The sequence below is a fragment of the Bacillus sp. XB1 genome, assembly GCF_053557995.1.
This window is the reverse complement of record NZ_JBNRIL010000001.1, coordinates 312106-333069: the sequence shown is the minus strand read 5'-3', so window position 1 is coordinate 333069 and position 20964 is coordinate 312106. Positions and strand designations below refer to the sequence as shown.

The 20964-nt window shown below is 34.2% G+C and carries 20 protein-coding genes and 3 pseudogenes; 3 read left to right on the top strand and 20 right to left on the bottom strand.

Translation table 11 applies throughout. The features are described 5' to 3' along the window. Positions 1-130 precede the first annotated feature (130 nt). The 5 genes and pseudogenes from ACK1U5_RS01620 to ACK1U5_RS01600 all read right to left on the bottom strand — a co-directional run bounded on the left by ACK1U5_RS01620 (position 131) and on the right by ACK1U5_RS01600 (position 3509). The gene (locus ACK1U5_RS01620) at positions 131-697 is read right to left on the bottom strand and encodes an SGNH/GDSL hydrolase family protein (RefSeq protein WP_000855202.1); all 567 of its coding nucleotides are present in this window, start codon (positions 695-697) and stop codon (positions 131-133) included. Between the two features lie 15 nt (positions 698-712). Beyond that, the gene (locus ACK1U5_RS01615) at positions 713-1540 is read right to left on the bottom strand and encodes an MBL fold metallo-hydrolase (protein WP_080481918.1); all 828 of its coding nucleotides are present in this window, start codon (positions 1538-1540) and stop codon (positions 713-715) included. Between the two features lie 25 nt (positions 1541-1565). Beyond that, positions 1566-1682, bottom strand: a pseudogene (locus ACK1U5_RS01610) (DUF7010 family protein); the annotation flags it as partial. Positions 1683-1723: 41 nt separating this feature from the next. Next, positions 1724-2572 (bottom strand): phosphotransferase, encoded by an 849-nt coding sequence (locus tag ACK1U5_RS01605; protein ID WP_069605312.1) that lies wholly within the window; start codon positions 2570-2572, stop codon positions 1724-1726. Positions 2573-2759: 187 nt separating this feature from the next. Beyond that, a complete protein-coding gene (locus ACK1U5_RS01600; RefSeq protein WP_001022450.1) occupies positions 2760-3509 on the bottom strand; it encodes a Nif3-like dinuclear metal center hexameric protein in 750 nt (249 codons plus the stop codon). A gap of 84 nt (positions 3510-3593) precedes the next feature. Here ACK1U5_RS01600 and ACK1U5_RS01595 point away from each other — a divergent pair, with 84 nt between their 5' ends. Then, positions 3594-3803: a hypothetical protein gene (locus ACK1U5_RS01595; RefSeq protein ID WP_000801651.1), complete on the top strand. Its 210-nt coding sequence runs from the start codon at positions 3594-3596 to the stop codon at positions 3801-3803. Between the two features lie 82 nt (positions 3804-3885). Here ACK1U5_RS01595 and ACK1U5_RS01590 read toward each other — a convergent pair whose 3' ends face one another. From ACK1U5_RS01590 to ACK1U5_RS01575, 4 genes and pseudogenes are all read right to left on the bottom strand, one after another. Continuing rightward, positions 3886-4785 carry a PhzF family phenazine biosynthesis isomerase gene (locus ACK1U5_RS01590; protein WP_000849316.1) on the bottom strand — a complete coding sequence of 300 codons (900 nt, stop codon included), beginning with the start codon at positions 4783-4785 and terminating at the stop codon, positions 3886-3888. 46 nt (positions 4786-4831) lie between these two features. Next, a pseudogene (locus tag ACK1U5_RS01585) lies at positions 4832-4924 on the bottom strand (GNAT family N-acetyltransferase); the annotation flags it as partial. Positions 4925-5068: 144 nt separating this feature from the next. Further along, on the bottom strand, positions 5069-6562 hold the full coding sequence (locus tag ACK1U5_RS01580; protein ID WP_080481919.1) for a class I adenylate-forming enzyme family protein: 1494 nt from the start codon (positions 6560-6562) through the stop codon (positions 5069-5071). Positions 6563-6705: 143 nt separating this feature from the next. After that, positions 6706-7239, bottom strand: coding sequence for an NAD(P)H-dependent oxidoreductase (locus ACK1U5_RS01575; protein WP_000855231.1), 534 nt, complete (start codon positions 7237-7239; stop codon positions 6706-6708). A 124-nt stretch (positions 7240-7363) separates the two neighbouring features. Between ACK1U5_RS01575 and ACK1U5_RS01570 the strand changes: the two genes are divergently transcribed. Beyond that, the gene (locus ACK1U5_RS01570) at positions 7364-7687 is read left to right on the top strand and encodes a winged helix-turn-helix transcriptional regulator (RefSeq protein ID WP_001072981.1); all 324 of its coding nucleotides are present in this window, start codon (positions 7364-7366) and stop codon (positions 7685-7687) included. Between the two features lie 193 nt (positions 7688-7880). Here the strand turns inward: ACK1U5_RS01570 and ACK1U5_RS01565 are convergent, their stop codons facing one another. From ACK1U5_RS01565 to ACK1U5_RS01525, 9 genes and pseudogenes are all read right to left on the bottom strand, one after another. Then, the gene (locus ACK1U5_RS01565; protein ID WP_002098201.1) at positions 7881-8036 is read right to left on the bottom strand and encodes a hypothetical protein; all 156 of its coding nucleotides are present in this window, start codon (positions 8034-8036) and stop codon (positions 7881-7883) included. A gap of 94 nt (positions 8037-8130) precedes the next feature. Beyond that, on the bottom strand, positions 8131-8406 hold the full coding sequence (locus tag ACK1U5_RS01560; RefSeq protein WP_000660066.1) for an ArsR/SmtB family transcription factor: 276 nt from the start codon (positions 8404-8406) through the stop codon (positions 8131-8133). 250 nt (positions 8407-8656) lie between these two features. Then, positions 8657-11998 (bottom strand): glycosyltransferase, encoded by a 3342-nt coding sequence (locus ACK1U5_RS01555; protein WP_113710642.1) that lies wholly within the window; start codon positions 11996-11998, stop codon positions 8657-8659. A gap of 172 nt (positions 11999-12170) precedes the next feature. Next, positions 12171-13508, bottom strand: a complete 1338-nt coding sequence (locus tag ACK1U5_RS01550; RefSeq protein ID WP_009326664.1) for an anti-sigma factor domain-containing protein — start codon at positions 13506-13508, stop codon at positions 12171-12173. Further along, positions 13498-14220, bottom strand: a complete 723-nt coding sequence (sigI, locus tag ACK1U5_RS01545; RefSeq protein WP_002098197.1) for an RNA polymerase sigma factor SigI — start codon at positions 14218-14220, stop codon at positions 13498-13500. The genes ACK1U5_RS01550 and sigI overlap by 11 nt, the downstream gene beginning before the upstream one ends. A gap of 575 nt (positions 14221-14795) precedes the next feature. Further along, positions 14796-15557, bottom strand: a complete 762-nt coding sequence (locus ACK1U5_RS01540; protein ID WP_000140998.1) for a glycosyltransferase — start codon at positions 15555-15557, stop codon at positions 14796-14798. 178 nt (positions 15558-15735) lie between these two features. Further along, a pseudogene (locus ACK1U5_RS01535) lies at positions 15736-15930 on the bottom strand (hypothetical protein); the annotation flags it as partial. Between the two features lie 40 nt (positions 15931-15970). Continuing rightward, on the bottom strand, positions 15971-17455 hold the full coding sequence (locus tag ACK1U5_RS01530) for a WD40/YVTN/BNR-like repeat-containing protein (protein WP_023901655.1): 1485 nt from the start codon (positions 17453-17455) through the stop codon (positions 15971-15973). A 173-nt stretch (positions 17456-17628) separates the two neighbouring features. Beyond that, a complete protein-coding gene (locus tag ACK1U5_RS01525) occupies positions 17629-18108 on the bottom strand; it encodes a GyrI-like domain-containing protein (protein ID WP_044795316.1) in 480 nt (159 codons plus the stop codon). Between the two features lie 109 nt (positions 18109-18217). Between ACK1U5_RS01525 and ACK1U5_RS01520 the strand changes: the two genes are divergently transcribed. Next, the gene (locus ACK1U5_RS01520; RefSeq protein ID WP_000755022.1) at positions 18218-19180 is read left to right on the top strand and encodes a helix-turn-helix transcriptional regulator; all 963 of its coding nucleotides are present in this window, start codon (positions 18218-18220) and stop codon (positions 19178-19180) included. Positions 19181-19343: 163 nt separating this feature from the next. On the opposite strand, the gene ACK1U5_RS01515 is transcribed toward ACK1U5_RS01520, so the two are convergent. Continuing rightward, entirely contained in the window at positions 19344-20093 is a 750-nt protein-coding gene (locus ACK1U5_RS01515; RefSeq protein WP_000837818.1) for an ABC transporter permease, read from the bottom strand. Beyond that, positions 20094-20855, bottom strand: coding sequence for an ABC transporter ATP-binding protein (locus ACK1U5_RS01510; protein ID WP_448814761.1), 762 nt, complete (start codon positions 20853-20855; stop codon positions 20094-20096). Between the last annotated feature and the right edge of the window lie 109 nt (positions 20856-20964).

The following is a 20964-nucleotide window of genomic DNA, read 5'->3' as shown; positions in this document are numbered from 1 at the left end:
ATATTACTTTAAAACAGAGCTAACCTTTTACGCATATAAAAAAACAAAATATCTGTGCAAATTACAGCGGTGAATAAGTTTATAGACTGCAAAAAAACAAGAAAAAGCAAAACACTAAGTGCTTTGCTCCTTATAAAATTCCTTTTAACTTTTCACCAATTAACCTCGCTACATACTCATAGCCTTCTGGTCCAAAGTGTAATCCATCTTTTTCACCATTTTCTACAAATCTTTTATAATCCCGTTCTTGAATCATTTCAGCGAATACGTTTAGAAAATAACTTCCTGTTTCCCTCGCCACTTTCTCCACCACGTCTGCATACTGACCAAGCACTCTATTTGTTCTATTACGCTGTCTTTCTTCATCAACTGGTGCAGGACTAATCAGTAGTACTTTATCTGATGAAATATGGTTCACAATCTTCTCTAAGTTTTCTTTATATGCTTGTAATGACACTTGAGAAAAAGAAACTGCATCATTCGTACCAAGAAAAACTGTTACGAAATCTGGTTTATATGATATTACATCTTCTTCAATCCTATTTAACGCATCGAATGTATTATCCCCTGGAACACCTGCATTCACTACTTTCCACTTCGGAAACATCTCTTGCAAACGTGGTGTTAATCTCGGCATTCCATCAAAAAATGTTTCATCAGCTGTAATACTATCTCCAAAGCATACTAACGTTTTCATTAAGCTACTCTCCTTTTACGTATGAAACAACTTTCCTTCTATTGCTTTTATATATCTTTCAGCAGAACGTTCAACTGCCTCATCTGCATTTTCTTTTACTACTCGATGAAAAGCATTGTATAAACGATTAAACTGTAACGGCTTCACTCGGTTCACCATTTCTTCCACTTTTCTCGCTGGTAATGGAATTAAGTTTGGATAGCTATACATAAAACTTACCCACCGCTCATCCGCTACAACTTGAATAATATCACCTGTTAACAAAATCCCTTTTCCATCATTACCTTCTTCCCAATGCAATACAGAACCACCACTAAAATGTCCTCCAAGACGATGTACAGTAATCCCATCCGCTAATTGTAAAGACTCACCAGACCAATAAATAATACGACTACTTGGGCGCATCACCCATTCTTTATCATCTTCATGTATATAAATTGGTACATCAAATGTCTCTGCCCATTCTACTTGCGTTGAATAATAATGAGGATGAGACAATGCAATCGCATCTAATCCACCAAGCTCTTTTATTTTCGCAATTGTCGTTTCATCTAAATACGTAATACAGTCCCATAGTAAACGATATGACTCTGTTTTCACTATAAATGCCGTTTGACCGATCGCAAATCCTGGTTTTGTCGTAATACTATAAAGTCCATTTTCCTCTTCGATTATTACATTTTTATATGTATCATCTGTTTGCAAATTTTCTAAAGTCGTCCAAGACTGCCCTTTCGGATTCACATACTGCCTTTCTTCATCACAAATATGACAACTCACCGGTTCATCTACACTCGCTGCATACTGCACGCCACACGTTGTACAAACGAAATTTTTCATCATAATTTCCCCTATCCCTATATTTTTATTAAGCTGATTTTTGTTGATAATGATCTACTTTTTTATTTTCAATTAATAAACTTATAAAAGTAAGTAAATAGGCAACTGTAACCGATAATGGAATTACAGTAAATCCTTTTTGGCTTCTGCAACATTCATCTCACTATCTCCCCCAAAATATTTGTACTAAAAAGTCACCTCAACCTCACCCATCCAATAACGCCAAGCTGCTAAATAATCTTCTAAATCTTTCGGGTGGCGCCGTAAACATGTATCTATACGCAAATATAATCCTATGACTATTTCTTCATATAAATCACGGTCATTTTTATGAAATACACATTGTTTCATCGCATAACCAATCGTTTCTTTTGTTAAATCTTCCGGAGTTAAACAGAACGCATAAATTAAATCATATATAGGATCTCCTAACACTGGTAAAGGATCAATTACACCGTGCAGTTTATTCTCTTGAAATATAAAATTATGAAATCCAAGATCACCATGCAATAAAAATGGCTGATTTATTCCAGTCCCCCTACTTGGACTATTTGCTAACTTAAAAACCGTTCTATACTCTTCCTCACTTATGTAACGTCTTACATTTTCATGAGCTTCCATCACATTTGTCGTTAAAAATTCATTCCAAGATTGAACTGGGTTTTCTTTCCACCCCCAGCCATCAATCTCTGTAGCTACTTCATACTTATTGATAACTTCCTTTACAAGTTTACTAAGAACACTCCGTTTATGGCCTAGTTTGCAAGAAGTTGTGCCCTCAAGGAATGAGTAAACAATATAGCGATTTAAAGGTTCCTTATATAAAAGCTTTGGAAATAATTCGTCCTTTTTATAAAACTGAAGAAAATAAGCTTCTTCACGTATGACATCCGATTCATTCAACTTTATAACGTATTGTTCATCTAACAAATATATAGTACTTGTCGTTCCCCCGTTTAATGCTTTTACGCTATTTGGATAATGTGAAATAACTTTTTCCTTAACTAGTTGTGCAGTGATTATTGAAATGTCCATTCTCTCACCCTTCAACTCCGAATATTTCCTTAATTCAAAAGACAACTTTACTATTATTTGACAAACATAAAGGAATTCCTCCTGAAAATCTTAATATAACAAAAAATAATTTTATTTCATTTCAGCTGATTCCTTCAATATTCCATCATAAAGTTCATTCCATTTATGGTAATGCGATGTGATTTCTTCACTCCAAATGATCTTCATTTAATCTAGTAATTTCTATTGAATTATCTCTTTCTTTTAACTTAAGAACCAAACTTTCTACACCAAACACTTCTGTAAACGTATGACTACCTACAATTAAATTAATTCCTTTAAATTTCGCATGTTGCACTGTATATAATGTTTTTTCACCTGTTATGTACGTGTCACATCCTTTTTCTAATGCACGTTCAATCAAATTTGTATTATTTCCTGCACCGGTTAAGATTGCAATCCGTTTTACTGGTTTATCGTGATTTCTCCAGCTCTTCACTTTCTCTTCCATTTTTTCTTCAAGTTTTCCAACTAAGTTTGAAAAAGGAATGGCTTCTTTATATTCTCCTATTCCTGGTAGTTCTTCTTCCTCATAGGTTGAATATTCCAGTATTGTATCTATCCTAATTTCGTTAAATAACGATGTACACGTGCCAAACTTTACAAAATCTAACGGCAAATGAATCCAAAAATGATTCATTTCATATTGCTTCAATTTCTCAATACAAGCCTCTTCCATACCAAATAAAAAACTCCACGGCGCATGATGTGTAACTATCATATCGACTCCATTTCGATACGCTTCTTCAATAGTTTCTAACGTTAAATTTGTTGTGTAACCGATTTTGTGAAATTCATCTTTACTTATATAAGTAAAACCATATTCATCATCGCCATATTTATGAAGATGCTCTCCAAATAGTGATGTTATATGTTCATTAAATTGCTTTATATTCATTTTTATTTCTCCTTTCATTTACTTTTATATTTCATAAATAAGGAAATACTAAATTACAACGTTACATACATATAGGAGGACAATATGAAACCTGAATTTTTAAAAGCTGTACATGATGCAATCGGAAATGTCGAACACATTCATATAGAGGAAAGCGGTGCTGACAGCTTACTTATTCATCATGATGATGCACAGCAGTTACAACAAGTTGCTAAGGCGTTAGAAAATAATAATTTCCGCTCCGCTTTAAGAACAACTGGAAATGCTTCGTACATTGAAGTATTGAACAGATAATGAAAGTCCGGATGTATTCCGGGCTTTCTTTTTATCCCGCTATTCACCGGGCAGTAAGACCCCCACTGATTAAAGTTTCACTTTATATTGAAACTTCAAACTCTTTCACATACACCGCTGTTCCAGCAATATCTATTTGTAACTTCTCGTTTTCTATCCCTTTCGTTACATAAACAGTTACACGACCATCTTTATTTATTTCCTGTCCTTGCTCAACGATTAAACTCAATTCATGTTCAAAACCTTTCTCTAAATACTCCGCATAATACGCTCCCATTACACCTGAAGCTGTTCCTGTCACTGGATCTTCAATCGTCCCAGCGTAAGCTGATGAAAAATGACGGCCGTGCATTTGTGCTAGTTCATCATAAGTTTCTAGACAAATTGGGTGAATAGAAGCATTAGGTATTTCTTTTAATACTGATGGAAATGCAGCATTATTAGGTTTCATTCTCTCACATGCATTAAGATTTTTAATCGGTACAATTACAGTCCAATTACCAGTACTTCCATATACAATCGGTAAACTTACATCTAAATCATTTATTTCTAAACCGATACTATGAGCTAATTCTTCTGTTGAACCTGTAAATTCTTTAAACTGAGGTGCTGCCTGTCTCATTTTAATAAAGGTTTCTCCATTTTCATTTACACCTATTTGTATCGGTAAAATCCCAGCCTTCGTTTCAATCGTAAGGTTACTTTTCTCTTCTAATAAACCTTTTTCGCGCAAGGCAAATATCGACCCTACTGTCCCATGACCACATAAATCCATTTCAAAACCAGGTGTAAAATAGCGCATTCTTATATCTCCTACTTCTGAGGAAAGAACAAAAGTTGTTTCGTTATATCCAACTTTTTCAGCAATAATTTGCATTTCCTCTTCCGTTAATCCATCTGCTTCTAATACAATACCTGCTGGATTTCCCTTATTTGGTTTATTCGTAAATGCGTCGTAATGAAATACGTTTATAGTCTTCATTTTCTTTTCCCCTTATTTGTCCATTTCTTTATTTTTATAATCAATAAGAAAATCGATCTAACCAACTTTCATAATCAGCTTTTTGAAATGGACGGATAATGAGTCTATCCGTCTCTACTTCTAATAACGATAGCTTCATTTAATTTCATCCCTCGAAATATTAATTGAATTTTCTTTATTATCTTACACAAAATACAAAATCTAGTAAATCATTATGTTTTTGATACATAAAAACCCAGTCATGCTTTATACATAACTGGGTTCTCCATCGTTTCATAATTTTCTATTTCACAAGAACTGCATCTCGTAATTCCCTCTTCAACACTTTTCCTAAAGCGTTTTTCGGTAACTCATCTATGAATACTACTTCTGGTATTTTATAGCTTGCTAATTTCTCTTTACAATACTGAAGAATACTTTCTTCTGTTAATGTTGTTTCGCCATCCTTCACAATGTAAGCTCTTGGAACTTCTCCCCAAAAGTCATCTGGAACTCCAACTACTGCAACTTCTAAAACACCATGTATTTCATGAATAACATCTTCTACCTGATCTGGATATACGTTGTCACCACCGCGTATAATAACGTCTTTATATCTTCCCATAATATGCAGGAATCCATCATCATCTATCATGCCAGCATCGCCCATGTTAAACCAGTTATCTTTTACTACCTTCTTTGTTGCCTTTTCATTATTCCAATATCCTTTAAACATGTATGGACTTTTCACATGAATCTCTCCAACTTCATTTGTTGTTAGTTCATGTCCTGTTTCCGGGTGAACAATTTTCACCTCTACATTTTTCAAGGTCTTTCCTACAGAAGACATCTTTTCTTTTCCCATCATTGGATGCCATGAGGTTACAACCCAACCTTCTGTACTACCATAGCCTTGCACCATATATATGCCTTTTTCCATATATTTTTGAATGAGTGTTTCTGGCACTTTTGTACCACCGCTTTGTGCTACTTTAAAGGTTGAAATGTTACGTTCTTTTTTATTTAGTTCATCAAGCATGTAACTATAAACGGCTGGGAAAGCAAGCATCGTAGTAATTTTCTCTTCTTCAATCTTATCCCAAATAAGAGCAGGATTCGAATCAGCTAAGAAGATCATCGTAACGCCATGATAAATACAATTTAAAATAGAAAGCACGCCACTCATATGAAACAATGGATGCACAGATAAAAAGCGTTCACCTGCTGGGATTTCTCTTTGTCCCGCAATTTCAGCAAAATAATGATGTAAGTTTTTATGTCCAATTACACATGCTTTTGCCTGTCCAGTCGTTCCTGATGTAAACAAGTAAATGGCATCGCCTTCTTCATGAACTTCTACGTTCGGTTCTGTCGTTGGCTGTTTTTGCAACTCTAATTCAAATGAACCAAAGCCTTCTTTTGTTGTTTGAATTACATAAGGAATTTCTTTAACAGCATCAACCTTTAATAACACTTCACTAAATTCTTCATCAATAACTAACACTTTTAATTTCGCTTCTTTTACAATCGTTTCTAATTCATAAACAGTCAGCTGATGATTTAGCGGAATAAATACCGCTCCAATTTTTAAACTTGCCATCATAACGCTTGGAAATGGGTGATTATTTTTGCATAGTATTCCTATACGATCTCCTCTTTGCACACCATTATGTAACAAATAATGTGCAAACTGATTTACTCGTTCATTATATTGCTGAAACGAATATCTTTTCTTCCCCCCTACAAGCGCTTCCAAATTTGGTGATTGCATTGCTCTTTTTTGTAGTAATTTTTGCATCGTTCTCAAGTAAAACTCCCCTTTATATATGTTAGGTTTTTTATTTTACCAGATTAACTATTAATTTACTAAAGATTACACTTAGTGAATATAAAAAGAATATAAAATAGCCATTTACTTTACAAGTAAATGGCTATTTTTCATTATATATTAGAATACTTCTTGTTCATCACATATTGCACATACTCAGGTGCACTTTTATCAATCTCTTCATCACTTAGTTTATATTCTGCACCATATAAATAAAAGGAAGGTATAAATTCCATACCTGTGTATAAGCATGTAGCTTGGAATGGTTTCGTCAACTCATCCATTGTAATTCCACTATTTTCATAGTCTTTTTCTAATCCACCTATAGAAATAGCTACACCAAATTCTTTCCCCTTCACTTTATCTCCTTTAGATCCGTACGCAAATCCATATGTTAATACATCATCGAACCATTTTTTTAATAATGGTGGTGAGCTGTACCAGTAAAGCGGAAATTGAAATATATATCTGTCATGTTCTACTAATAACTTTTGCTCTTCTTCAATATTAAACTCCCAATTCGGTGCCACTTTATACAATTCATGCACCGTAATTTCATCCGAATATTTCTCAAGTTCTTCAATCCATCTTTTATTAATTTTTGATTTTTCAATATCAGGATGTGCTACAATTACAAGTGTTTTCATCTTTTTTCATCCCCTTTATAAATTATTCAACCCTTTACGTATTAGTATGAATGAGTCACATATAATTGAAAAGTACGTACTTTAAAGTGCTATAGGAACCTTAAAGTACCTGTGGAGGTGTTATATGAATCAAAATGATAATTGCCCAATTGCAACAACACTCGATGTAATCGGTGGAAAATGGAAAGTTCATATTTTATGTATTTTGTCGGATGGAAAAATGCGAACAAATGAAATTAAACGAGAAATCCCAAACATTACACAAAAGGTTCTTACACAACAACTTCGGCAACTTGAAGCTGATGGGATTATCTATCGTACCGTATATCAAGAAGTTCCACCAAAGGTTGAGTACACACTAAGTGAATATGGAAAATCTTTAATGCAAATAATGGATAATCTGTTTGAATGGGGAAAAGATCATCAGATTAAAAGATTACATGACTAAAAAAGCACTATATACTTTGTTTCATCCTCTACGTTCATATTTTTTATTTCTATAAAGTTTATTTTCATCATTTTTTAGCTAACTTGTTTTCTTAGATTGATGGACGTGACCCCACATCCATCAATCTAAAAAGATACAATTAGAAAAATGAGATTTCTATAAAGTTTCGCATATAAACACTACTTCCGCCTTATTAAACGCTCGCTCTACTTTTTCTAATCTCAATTGTACGTAAGCTATAAAGAAGCACCCCTAAACCGAGAATTTTTTCATTATTAGACACATTAGAACCTAAGGTAATAGTAGGTACATTTAAACCCATGAACCTTTCACTCCATTCTATAGGCATATAAAAAGATACTCCTTAAAAATAAAAAACGCTATTCTCTCTGTAAAATCATAGAAAAGAATAGCGCTTTTTATTTTGAAATAGAAATCATCATTTAAACTAAACATGCTAATATTGATTTTGTGCGATTGTCAGTTACCTCATAATAAATTTCTAATCCTTTCCGAGTACCTGTAACCATTTTAGCAGCTTTTAGTTTAGATAAATGTTGACTAATTGTACTTTGAGGCATTTGTAAATCCCCATACATTGTTGTTACATTAGTAGGACCTTTTGCAAGCATTATTTTTACTAAAGATAGACGAACTGGATGCGCCAATACCTTTAACACCTCAGCGATTTCTTGAAACATTTCTTTTTTTTCTTTCATCTTATTTCTCCCCTTTTATATACATATTTATGTTATCCATATATATAATTCGAAGGTATATACGTTTTTGTGTCCGTCATTTTAAAAAAATATAAAAAAACTTTAATCCGAAACTAAAGGATTAGCTTAACATAATGTCTCACCATTAATGATGAATAGGAATCTCATTATAGAAGCAGCAGTTTTTATACTACAACTCTACATTCAACTAACTAAAACCAATGAAAAAAAGAGCAGATAGTCTGCTCTTTTATGATGCCTCCTTATGTTCCGTGGAATGTTTAACACTCCCCAGTCTCTTTAGTTTATTCCACCCTACCGCTACTCCTCGAAGCGATGAGAATATAGATTTAATGACAACATAAGTCATAAATTGGCGATAAATAAAACGTTGTAAAATTAACCATGCCAATGGTTTTGGGTTCTCTTCCTCTAATTTAAATGCGAACAGAGAAGCGAGAAGATCCATTATAAAGAAAACAAGATAAAATCCTAAAACTTTTAGCGGATTACTACTAAATAGTCCTATAATCATTAATATATCTGCAAAAGGAGCAATGAATTGCAGCACATATTGGAATAACCACATATTAGGCAGTGCAATAAATCCTAATGTTTTATGCTTTGGATTACATAACGCTTTTCGATGTTTCCAAAGACATTGAAGTGTACCATATGACCAACGATACCGCTGTTTAATGAGACTTTTCACATCTTCAGGTGATTCCGTAAAAGCATGCGCTTTTTCTTCATATACAATTCTATGCCCTTGACGTAAAAATGTAATAGTAAGATCCGTATCTTCTGCTAACGTATCTTCGCTTAAATATCCAGATTCAACTACATTCTTTTTGCGCCACGCCCCAATAGCTCCTGGAACTACTGTAATACAATTTAACTCATCAAAAGCTCTACGTTCTAAATTAAACCCTGTAATGTACTCAACATGTTGCCAAGTAGTTAACAAATTCCGTCTATTCCCCACTTTGACATTACCTGAAACTGCAGCTACATTCTGATTTTCAAAGTGTCTAACCATTAGAGAAATGGCGTCTTGCGCAATAATAGTATCCGCATCTAAAGTGACAATGATTTCTCCTCGCGATTGTTGAAACCCTAGGTTCATTGCCGATGATTTCCCGCCGTTTTCTTTCTGAATGAAACGAACTTTAGGGTGTTTATAAAATGTTTCTTTCATTACTTTTGACGTACCATCTGTCGATCCGTCATCCACAACAATAACTTCAAATTCTCTATAATTACTATCCAAAATTGAGTGAATTGTCTTGGCTATCACCTTTTCTTCATTATATGCTGCTATGACAACACTAACAAAAGGTTGATAGGACGAATTAATATAGCGAGATAACGTTTTTCTTTTCTGCTTCCATGCAAAATAAATTAAGAATAAAAATCGAAAAATCCCTAATCCAATAGCAATATAAAAAATAGTTGTTAATATATGCTTAAAGTATCCTGCCCCTGAAAAGACAGCTTTATTGTAAAGCAAATATTGCTTCCCCTCAGAAGAAACAGGAGGCATGATTTCATCTCGTTCTTTATTCATTAAATCTGAAATTGTTACAAAACTATATCCATGCTTTTTTAGGTCTTTAATAATAATTGGGAGCGCCTCTACTGTATGTGTACGGTTCCCTCCCGCATCATGGAGAAGAATAATATTTCCCTCTCCCTTATAAATGGGATTAAGAGCACGCTTTACTAATTCATTTGTTGATGGTATTGCCCAGTCTTCGGGATCAACTTTTTCCGCTACCATTGTATAGTTCATATTTTGTGCACGTAAAATAGGCAATATTTCATTTGATGAATCCGGGTTAGCATCCGCTTCATATGGCGGTCTAAATAAAATCGTAGAATGTCCAGTTACTTCCTGAATTAAACGTTGCGTCGTATTAAGTTCTACTTTCGTTCGTAGTAAAGACGTATCTGCTATGTTAGGATGCTTGAAAGTATGATTGCCAATTTCATGCCCTTCATCGTATATTCTTTTTACAATACTAGTATTTAGTTGCGCGTTTTCACCAAGTACAAAAAAAGCAGCTTTTATTTGATTCTCTTTTAATATATCTAATATTTCTGGCGTATATTTCGGGTCTGGTCCATCATCAAATGTTAATACTACTTGTTTCCCATTTGGTTTTCCATATCGTTGCACTTCATATGCAGATGGTAAGGATTGATATACTTCATCTGTAATATAATCATCTTTGCCTACTTTAAAATCTCTCAATCCATTTTTTCTTTCATTCTCAATCTGTAAAATTTCACCTTGTCCAGAATAATTCACTTCATCTAAACTACTGATTTTATGTAATACATTAGGATTTTTTTGTACCTCAATAGGATTTTTTAAAACTTTCCATATTGTAGGATCTTCTGCTCCTAATCTCCATAGCGCAAACCCCTTTGCATGATTGTCCATTGCGATTTTCACTTGATTATAAAGAGTAACACCGTCTAAGAACCAAGCAGTATGTTCTTTCTCTCCTGTTTTATATCTAAAATACGGATTTCCACTCACCTTATCCCATTGAATTTTTATATTTGAATCATGAGCCATTGCCATAACTTCTGAGAAAGTCATAGACTTTGCAGCTTCTTTACTATTTACTTCCCAATCATATCCATAGTTACCGAAAGCAACTATAAGTTTATTAGACGGAATATTCAGTTCTTTCAATGTATGTTGGAACCATTTATTTGAAGCAATTGGTCCTGGTTCCCCGGCTCCATAGTGCTCATCGTACATCATTACAATCATTCGATCTATTATTTTTGCTAACGCACTATAATCAAAAGCCTTATCATTAGCTGGAACATCTTGTGTAACGAGCAAATCATGTTCATGAAATTCCTTAGTAAGTTCTTTCATAAAATTTGTTAAGTTTTCTTTATCACTTTCAGGTACGGACTCAAAGTCAATATTAATACCTGAAAACTGACTCTTTTTAACTTCGCTTACTAAATTATTAATAAATTTCGTCTTCACATCATTCGGCGAATTCAGTAACTTATGGATAAGCTCACTATCAGGGCCAGAAGCTTTTTCTGTATAGTTAGTAAGTAACGGCATAATCTTCACATGATTTTTTTTTGCTAGTTTTACAATCTCAGGTTTTATCTCACTTCTAATCGTTAAATCTGCTTTTAAATGATACCACTCTGGTACTAACGTAGTTAATGAATCGATATTTTCTTTTAAAGAAGCGGTACTATTTTCATCCCAGTTTACATAAAAACCATACACTTCTTTAGGATGTTTACTATCCTTCGGCGGATTCACCAAATTTTTATTATCCTTCGTTTCGGTATTTGGGTTAAATTCTTCCTTCTTTAACTGCTGATCACTAAGTTTTTGATTAATTGGTACAAGTTTAGTATCTTGTTGTACAGCGGTATTCATATTTGGAATTTCTGGTGTTGAAAAAATACTTTGAAAGAAAAAATAAAATACAACACTTACACTAACTATTGAGATACATAGAAACCAAATAAAGGCTATGTTTCTCCTTCCTTTCGGATCATAAAAAACAGGTTTTTCTTTATCTTGTTGAATGTTTTTCTCCATTATATTTTTCACATACTCCTTCTTAATAGAACTATAGAATATTAAAGTGCAACTTTAATCAGTGGGGGTTTTGTTCACCCCCCACTAATCATCAGCCCTCACCAATCGGGCTGCCCAGCAAATAGCGGAATAAATCCTTTTAGCTTTGAAATGAATCTCTCACTTCCATATTCTATTGATTCTTCTTTTCATTCCCTTGCTGGTGGCCTCTATTTTCTTGTTGAGACCCCCTACCATTGTTCCCTTGCTCGTTTCCGTCATTTTCTTTCTGGGATCCTCTTCCATTGTTCCCTTGCTGATTCCCATTATTTCCTTGTTGAGGATTTCTTCCATTGTTCCCTTGCCCATTTCCATTATTCCCTTGTTGAGACCCTCTTCCATTGTTCCCTTGCTCGTTTTCGTTATTTCCCTGTTGAGATCCTCTTCCGTTGTTCCCTTGCTCGTTTCCGTTATTTCCCTGTTGAGATCCTCTTCCGTTGTTCCCTTGCCCATTTCCATTATTCCCTTGTTGAGATCCTCTTCCGTTGTTCCCTTGCCCATTTCCATTATTCCCTTGTTGAGATCCTCTTCCGTTATTCCCTTGCTGATTCCCATTATTTCCTTGTTGAGCTTCTCTACTGTTATTCTCCTGTTGATTCCCTCTATTTTCTTGCTGAGATCCTCTTCCATTGTTTTCTTTTATTTGCTTCGATGGCTGTTCCTCTGTTTTCTTTTGTTCTTTCTGCTCTTGCTTTTCATATTTTTTCTCTTTTACAGGAGACAAATCGAGTGTTGCATCAGGAGATGACTCCGGCTGTGATTGCACCTCTTCTTCGTTTTCCACCGGATTAGACGGGGTGACAGGAGGCGTAAGTGATTTGTTCTTCTCATTCTCTTGCTTTATATAGACACCTGTGCCAATTCCAGCTTTTCTAGCATTCTCTCGTATTTGCATTGTGCTACTTTGATATTCAACTGTAATATGTTTTAGCTCATATTCTTTCTTTAATTCTTTCATTGCCTTTTCCAAAAGTGGTTCTAGTGCCTTGTCCTTTGCAACAGCTGTTAGCATAACTTGCTTATCATTCGTTAAATACTTATCCTCTTGACTTTGATTTATAATAGTACGTATTACTTCTTGTAATTGTTTATTTTCCCATTGCTTCAATTCTTTTAAAATACGCCTTCCATCATCATTACAAGCCTGCAAATCTATAACACGAAAATCCTTCGTTACGCTCACCTCTAAACTTGGATTTATATCAACTGAGACGTAAGCAAATACTTTTTCTTCTGGTTGGTTGTAGAAAAACAAAACTGCAAATAGAAAACAAGCAACAAGTATTGATGCAGGCTTTAAAAAGAAAGGAATCGAAAAATGCGATGCTTTTTGTTCTTGCTCATCAAACGAGATTTCCTCCCCGATTATGCAAGAATCCCCTTTTCTTTTACACGTAATAAACTCTCCATTTGGTGTTAAAACAACTACGCTATGCTTTTTTATATCCATCACAATTCCTTTAGTCATCATGCTTTTCCCCTCTTATGTAATCCAGAATATATGTATAGTTGTTTGCAAAAATAATACACATTGCAATAATGTATTTTCTATGTCGTTCCAACGTTTTACGACTTACCCTAACACGCGGTTCAATCTGTTTAAGCGGTAACTTTTTCTTTCGGAACAGCTCTTCCATCATTTCCTCTTCTTTTATAATAATTTTCACAATTTCTATTAATTGCTCACGCGTATCACGATGCTTAGGAGATTCTTTAGCAAGCTCTGAGAATGTAATTTTAAACTCAGCTAGCACACTTTGAAAATGAAGAATTTCCTCCTTACGGTTACTATTTTCCATCTCTTTCATATACTCCGTAAGCGACACTTGCATTTCTAACATTTCCTCTTGCTCATCTTCTTTTAAAAAGACAAAGTTATGTTTAGACTCCTTACGTATATAGTCAATTACATCTCTTTTTATAAGAAGATCAGCAAACGCTAAAAAGGATTTTCCTTTTGTATAGGAATACTTTTCAATTGCTTCGTTAAACGCAAACAATCCAATGCTATATTCATCATCCTGTTCTGTAATATATCGGCGGCAGACAGATGAGATTGATTTTCTAATAAAAGGTTGATACTGTACGATAAACGCTTCTTTATCTTCTTCATTATTTTGTATGTTACATACGATATCTTCTATTTTCGGTTTTCTTAAGATCTTCATTACTAAACTCAACACTTGTAATCTCCCAGCCTCCTTCAAATAGCAAAATGGCCACTACACAAGTGACCATTTAACCAGATTTTCTTGGTACTTTTCTTCGGTCTTGTTTTCTTGCTGTTAGTTATATTTTTAGAGTCTAACGTTTTCTTAATGATTTTTTCTTTTCTCTCGGCACTACAGTTAAGTTTGTATTTTTATCTACTTTCTTATTTTCTACCGTTCGTTTTGCTTATTCTTTTTCTATTTTATCTGCAATCCTTGAATAACTCTCCTCTATATAATTGGTAATTTCATCCTTTTACTTTGGATGCCCACTTAATCTAGTAATTTTATTAATACTTCTATATTCTTTCATAGTCATTTTTCTTCTATTTATTTTTTCCACTATACATATTCGGAGGAGTACAAAGTTTTATGGGGGTCAAAAAATATTTTCATAAAAAAATACATATTTATTTCAAAAATAAAAACCATCAATTTGAAAAAGGGTAATCAAATTGATGGTTTTCTTATAGTATCTATTAAATTAAGTTGGATTCTCATCATATCTAAAAAAAGTACTAGCTATCCTCTGCCGCTTTTCTCCACTTTTATCTTTCTTGGTTATCATAATATGTCTTATCTGCGTATTTTCTATCATTTCCTTTTAGATAAGCTAAAATTACTTTTGGATTTTTAAATAAAGTCCAGTCTCCATATGTATCAAATCTTCTGCATGAAGTTATCATTCCATTTTTAATAGTACCGAATTTCTTATTATTTTTCTTTCCCCACTCTTTTAAACGTTTTGCGAAATCTGCATCTTCTGCCATAAGCATGTTTTCATTAAATCCATTGATTGCCATAAAGTCTTTTCTATAGCACCAAAAAATCCCTACAGATATAGCTCCGTACTTAAAAAGTAAAGGGATTATGATTAACATTGCGGAGAGAAATATTCCTAAAGATATTCTTTCAAACTTCCCATTCACCCCACCACCAATGTATTTACCTGAAGCTAAATATTTATCTACATTAAACAACATAGACTCTGTCATTATCGTATCAGCGTCTATAGTAACGATTATTTCTCCACTGGCTATTTTAGCCCCTGCATTTCGAATTTTAGATAAGTTTTTATCGTTATTTTTCAATGTAATACAATTATAAGATTTTGCTATTTCCTCTGTTTTATCTGTACAACGATTTAAAACAACTATAACTTCCGTTTGCTCTTTATATGCCTCTGATGCCTTTGCAATTGAATCTAAACATTTTCTAATGTACTTTTCTTCATTATGCGCAGGAATTATAATAGAAAACTTCACATCTTTTTTCAAATTAACTCCTAAAGATTCGTTTGTCTCAGTCATAATATTCCCCCCTTATTTTATAAGGTAAATATCTGTTATACATAACGTATATTAAAATTCAATAAATTATATGATAGGAACTGCAGGTAAACTATTACTTGAGTATTAAAAAACAAAAACGTTATTCTTTCTAAATAAGCAAAATTACTAGAAAGAATAACGTTTTTTATTAGTTACATTAATATTTTATTCGTTGCTTTATTTCTTCAAAACGAGCATGTATAATTTTTCTGATATCTGGATGATTCTTATATAAAGTAACAGTATACATGATGGAAGATGCAAGAATAGTAGACCATATTAATCAACCTCCAGCATGAGAAAGAACTTTAATTATTTCACTCTTAAATTCTTCCTGTCCGTCATGAAATGTATAGCTGAGTAGTTACCTTATTTTTAAAAAAACATTCTGATTATTTCTTTTTCACTTCTTCTACAAATTCCCATGTCTCTCCGTTATCTTTTGATTGATAAAGTGCACTACTATCGCCATTGTAGTCTCCATCTGCCCCTTGTCCAACTAACATATTAAAAACCCCATCTTTCTCATATGGCATACTAGGAGAATCAAAAGGACTTATTGTGGACTGTGTATGATCTAATTTCACTTCATGCGGCGGATATTCTACCTTTTTGAAAGATACTCCCCCATCATCTGTGCGATATAACTCTCCTTCATTACCAGAAGGCCTAATTGCTCCTAAAAACCCAAGTTTATCATTTATAAAAATGATTCCTGATACACTACCAATCCCCCCATTAAATGGGTCTGGATTGATAACCTCCCATGTTTTCCCTTCATCACTAGTCTTGCTTAATGAATAAAAGGCGCTCCCTAATGCTTTATCTGTCATATTTAGTTTATAACCAACTTCTTTCGATAGGAAAAACTGTTCTTTTTCATTCTTTAAATCTTGTTGTTCCTTCTCTTTAAGCATATCTTCTTTTGGAGGCGTCTTTGATTTACTCCAACTTGCGTCACTTATTAAATTATATCTAGCAGGGACTAGCTCTTTCTCTTTTCCAGGGACAAATATAGATACAGTATATCCAATGATATCAGAAGCTGCTTCTTTAACACTCTGCCTCTTACCATCCTCAGTAATATTAATAATTCCCTCTGTATTGGATCCCCAATTTCTTTTTCCATAATAAATCAACCCATACTTACTTTCATTCCATTTTTTGACCGTTTGCTTAACTGGGATCGCCTTAACCGTTTTAATTAAAGGTTCTACTAATTTATCATCATTATAATCAGGCTTTGCATATCCATCTCGTATTATAGTAATATCTTCTGATTTCTTCTTATTATAAGAGATTAAATAAGTTTCTTCTTTCCCATCAACATTTTTCCCATAAACAAATGTATCAAACGCTGTGATTGTTCCATCTGAATGAAATGTAAGATCAAAATCAGTTGCCATATACAATTTCTTTGGCAAAGGATATTTTTTATTTATATCTTCAAAAATACCTTCTACTCCAGATTTATATATATTATTATGTTTAAGTTTAACTGACCTTTCATGTTTTAACTTTTCTATAAACCATGCCAATTTGCCATTGTAATTTATTGCACTTTTATAAATCTGCATCCCATAAAATGATGTAATTGCAACAATAATGATAATAGAAATGGATCTCCATGCTATTGAATTTGTTAATTTTTTAGATTCATATTCTCTATTTTTTATCACCCGCATTGTAGTAAATGTAGTTATGGATATAAAAAGTACTATACATAATAACAAAATGTAAATATTATAATTCATTCTTCCGTACTTACAGTATAAGGCCAACTCATAGCAAAAGATCCCGTATACAATTATTAGTATTGGATTTGTTACTAATGACAGAAGTATCCTTTTTGTATTTTCTCTAAATATAGAAACCACTCCTAATTATATGAATTACTGATATTAAGTATACTTTATTGTAAAGTAACAAAAAAGCTATTTAATCTTGCCGCAAAAAATACAATAGACATATGAATATTATATTCATGTTAAAAAGGCCAACAATCCAAGATTGTTAGCCTCTACTTCCCATATTCGTATCTTTTATCACTTTACTTCCTTACAACTGGAATCCACATTTCACCAAACACTAAGCCGTTTCTTTTCCCCATCTCAACCGTCGTATTTGGTCCACCAACATAAGCAAACTCATTTGCATCTGGTAAAGCTTGACCGAAGGCGATGCCAGTCAACTTATTACTTAACTCTTCAGCTGTTTTGTCTTCCCCTTTTACTACTAAGTATTCTCCCCTCGGAAACTGAATCACTCTAGATTCTTCTTCTATTTGTGCTTCTGTCATGACACCCGCATAATACATCATTTTGTTATTCACCGCTTCGCTCACAGAAAAAATGTATTCATTTGTCGCTAAAGCTTTTAAAGTGTCCAGCCTTCCATCTTCTTTAACAGCCGACCAAAAGTCTTCCTTTTCTTTATTTATTCCAGCAAAGTTTGTGTATTCACTCTTAATTTCAGTTCCAATACCTAACACAATAAAGCTATCTTTTTCTTCTATAGTATAATTTTTCATATTCAAAACCTGCCTCTTTTTTTATTAATCAAACGATTTATCTTTTCATCTGATACGTTTATAATACCTTTAAACCATGTCAAAAAATGATACTGTTTAGGAGACCAAAATGAAAAAAGTTGAACGGATTAATACAATTATGCGGTATATCAACAACCGCTCTCACTTTACAATTTCTGAAATTATACAAGAATTTAACATCTCACGGTCGACAGCTATTAGAGACATTAGAGAAATTGAAGCTATGGGAATGCCACTGGTCGCTGAAGTTGGGAGAACGGGTGGATATTTTGTTATGCATAATTCTATCCTGCCCGTTGTTCGCTTTACTGATAATGAAGTGAAAGCTCTTTTTATTGCCTTTATGGCTACGAGGAATCAACAACTTCCCTACCTAAAGAGTCGTCAATCTTTAGCCGAAAAACTACTAGGACTCATCTCAGAAACCCAGCAAGATGATCTCGTTCTTTTAAATCAACTCTTGCTTTTCCAAGGGACTAACCCTCATAATCCCGATCTACTTGAGCTTTCTGATCTCCCCCATCCTATGTTAGAAAAACTCATTCAAATCCTTCTTTTGGATAACCATTTATTGATTACTATGAAAGAAGATGAAGAAATCAAGACTTATCCAATTTATCTATTGCACCTTTATCAAGAAAAAAGCCATTGGATCATTGAAGGGTTTGACTTAAAAAAAGAAAAGAAGATGATGTTTCCTGTCGATGATCTCATTAATATCGAACCATACACGACGAACAAAAGGCTAAATAAGAAAAAGATTTTAGAAAAACTAAGTAAGAAGGACGAAATAATCAACTTGGTACTTGAACTTGGACCAAAAGCAATTGCCCAGTTCAAAAAATACCATCCTTTAAAAATTTCAATATCTTATACTAATCCTTACCAATCTACAGCCATTTTAAAAACTTTTATCAATGTTAACAATCCCGATGAAGTGACGGAAATAATAAATTGGCTGCTTTTTCTAGGGAAGGATATTAAAATCAAAGAAATACCCGATGAAGTATTAGCAGATTTACAAAAACGAGTGTGCTTATACATTCCATAAGCAGTGAGCCTCAAATATTAAGCTTTATCACTGGATAATTATCCTATTTTTAAATACCATTTCATTTACTACAATGAGAGCATGATAAATAATAAAAGCACGGAAAATCTCCCGTGCTTTTCTAAATATATATTATTCCTGAGGGTTTCGTTTATCACGTTTCTTACCCTAACTGACGTTTAAATGCTTTACTGGCGAAAAAGTAAGAGATGACCATTATACCTACGCACCAAGCGAGCGCAATCCAAATATCGTTTCCAACAGTTCCTTCATATAAAAGAGCACGAATCGCATTCACGATTGAAGTTACAGGCTGATTCTCTGCAAACACACGAACAATTTTTGGCATCGTTTCGGTAGGCACAAAGGCCGAACTAATAAATGGAAGAAAAACTAGCGGGTACGAGTAAGCAGTCGCCCCTTCCATAGACCTCGCTTTCAATCCTGGAATGATAGCTAGCCATGTTAGCGCCAGCGTAAACATCCCAAGTATCCCAGCTACCGCGAGCCAATCTAGAATATTAGCACTGGAACGGAAACCCATTAAGAGTGCAACAAGAATAACCACCACGATAGTAAGTACATTAGCAACCAGAGAGGTTAGAACGTGAGCCCACAATATCGATGAGCGCTTAATAGGCATCGTAATGAAACGTGCCATCAGCCCACTCTTTACATCCGTAAAGAGTCGCACGGAAGTGTAAGCTACACCGGATGCGATAGCCATTAGCAAAATTCCCGGCAATAAATAATTAACGTAGTTTTCCGTTCCAGTTTTTATTGCGCCGCCAAACACGTAGACAAATAATAGCATCATCATAATCGGTGTAATCGCTACTGTAATAATTGTATCCGGACTGCGCATAATGTTACGCATTAAACGACCTAGTAATACACCTGTTTTACTTTTCATTTACATCTCCTCCTCTTTGCCAATGATCGCAAGGAATATTTCTTCCAATGTCGGTTGCTTCTCGATATACTCCACTTTTGCTGGCGGGAACATCTCTTTTAGTTCAGTAAGAGTACCTGTCGTAATAATTTTTCCGCCATGCAAAATAGCGATACGGTCTGCCAGTTGTTCTGCTTCCTCCAAGTACTGAGTCGTAAGCAAAATAGTTGTACCGCTACCAGCAAGTTCCTTGACTGTATCCCACACTTCGATTCGCGCTTCAGGATCAAGTCCAGTCGTTGGTTCGTCAAGAAAAATAACTGCTGGCGCCCCAATCAAACTCATCGCGATATCAAGCCGGCGCTTCATCCCACCTGAATACTGATCTGCCCTTTGGTTTGCCGCATCAGTCAGGCTAAATCTTGCAAGTAGATTGTCAGCAATTTGAGCGGGACTGGAAACACCACGTAGCCTAGCAATCATTATCAAGTTTTCCCTCCCAGTCAGCATACCGTCTAAAGCTGCGAACTGCCCTGTCAAACTGATACTTTGACGAACATGATTTGGTTGACGCTGTACATCAAATCCGCAAATACTTACTTCACCGCTATCTTGCTTCATGAGTGTCGAAAGGATGTTGACCGTTGTCGTCTTTCCCGCTCCATTTGAGCCTAGCAGCGCGAAAATTTCTCCACGCTGCACCTCAAAATCTACCCCTTTTAAAACTTCCTTGTCTTTAAAGGATTTTTTCAAGCCTTTTATAGAAATCGCTGCATTACTCATACTTTTTTCCTCCCTATAAAAATGTTTTGCGGAGATAATTTATTTACCTCTATCTATTTAGTACCACTGATATTCTGTACCACTTAGTACCAAACTAAAAATATAACTG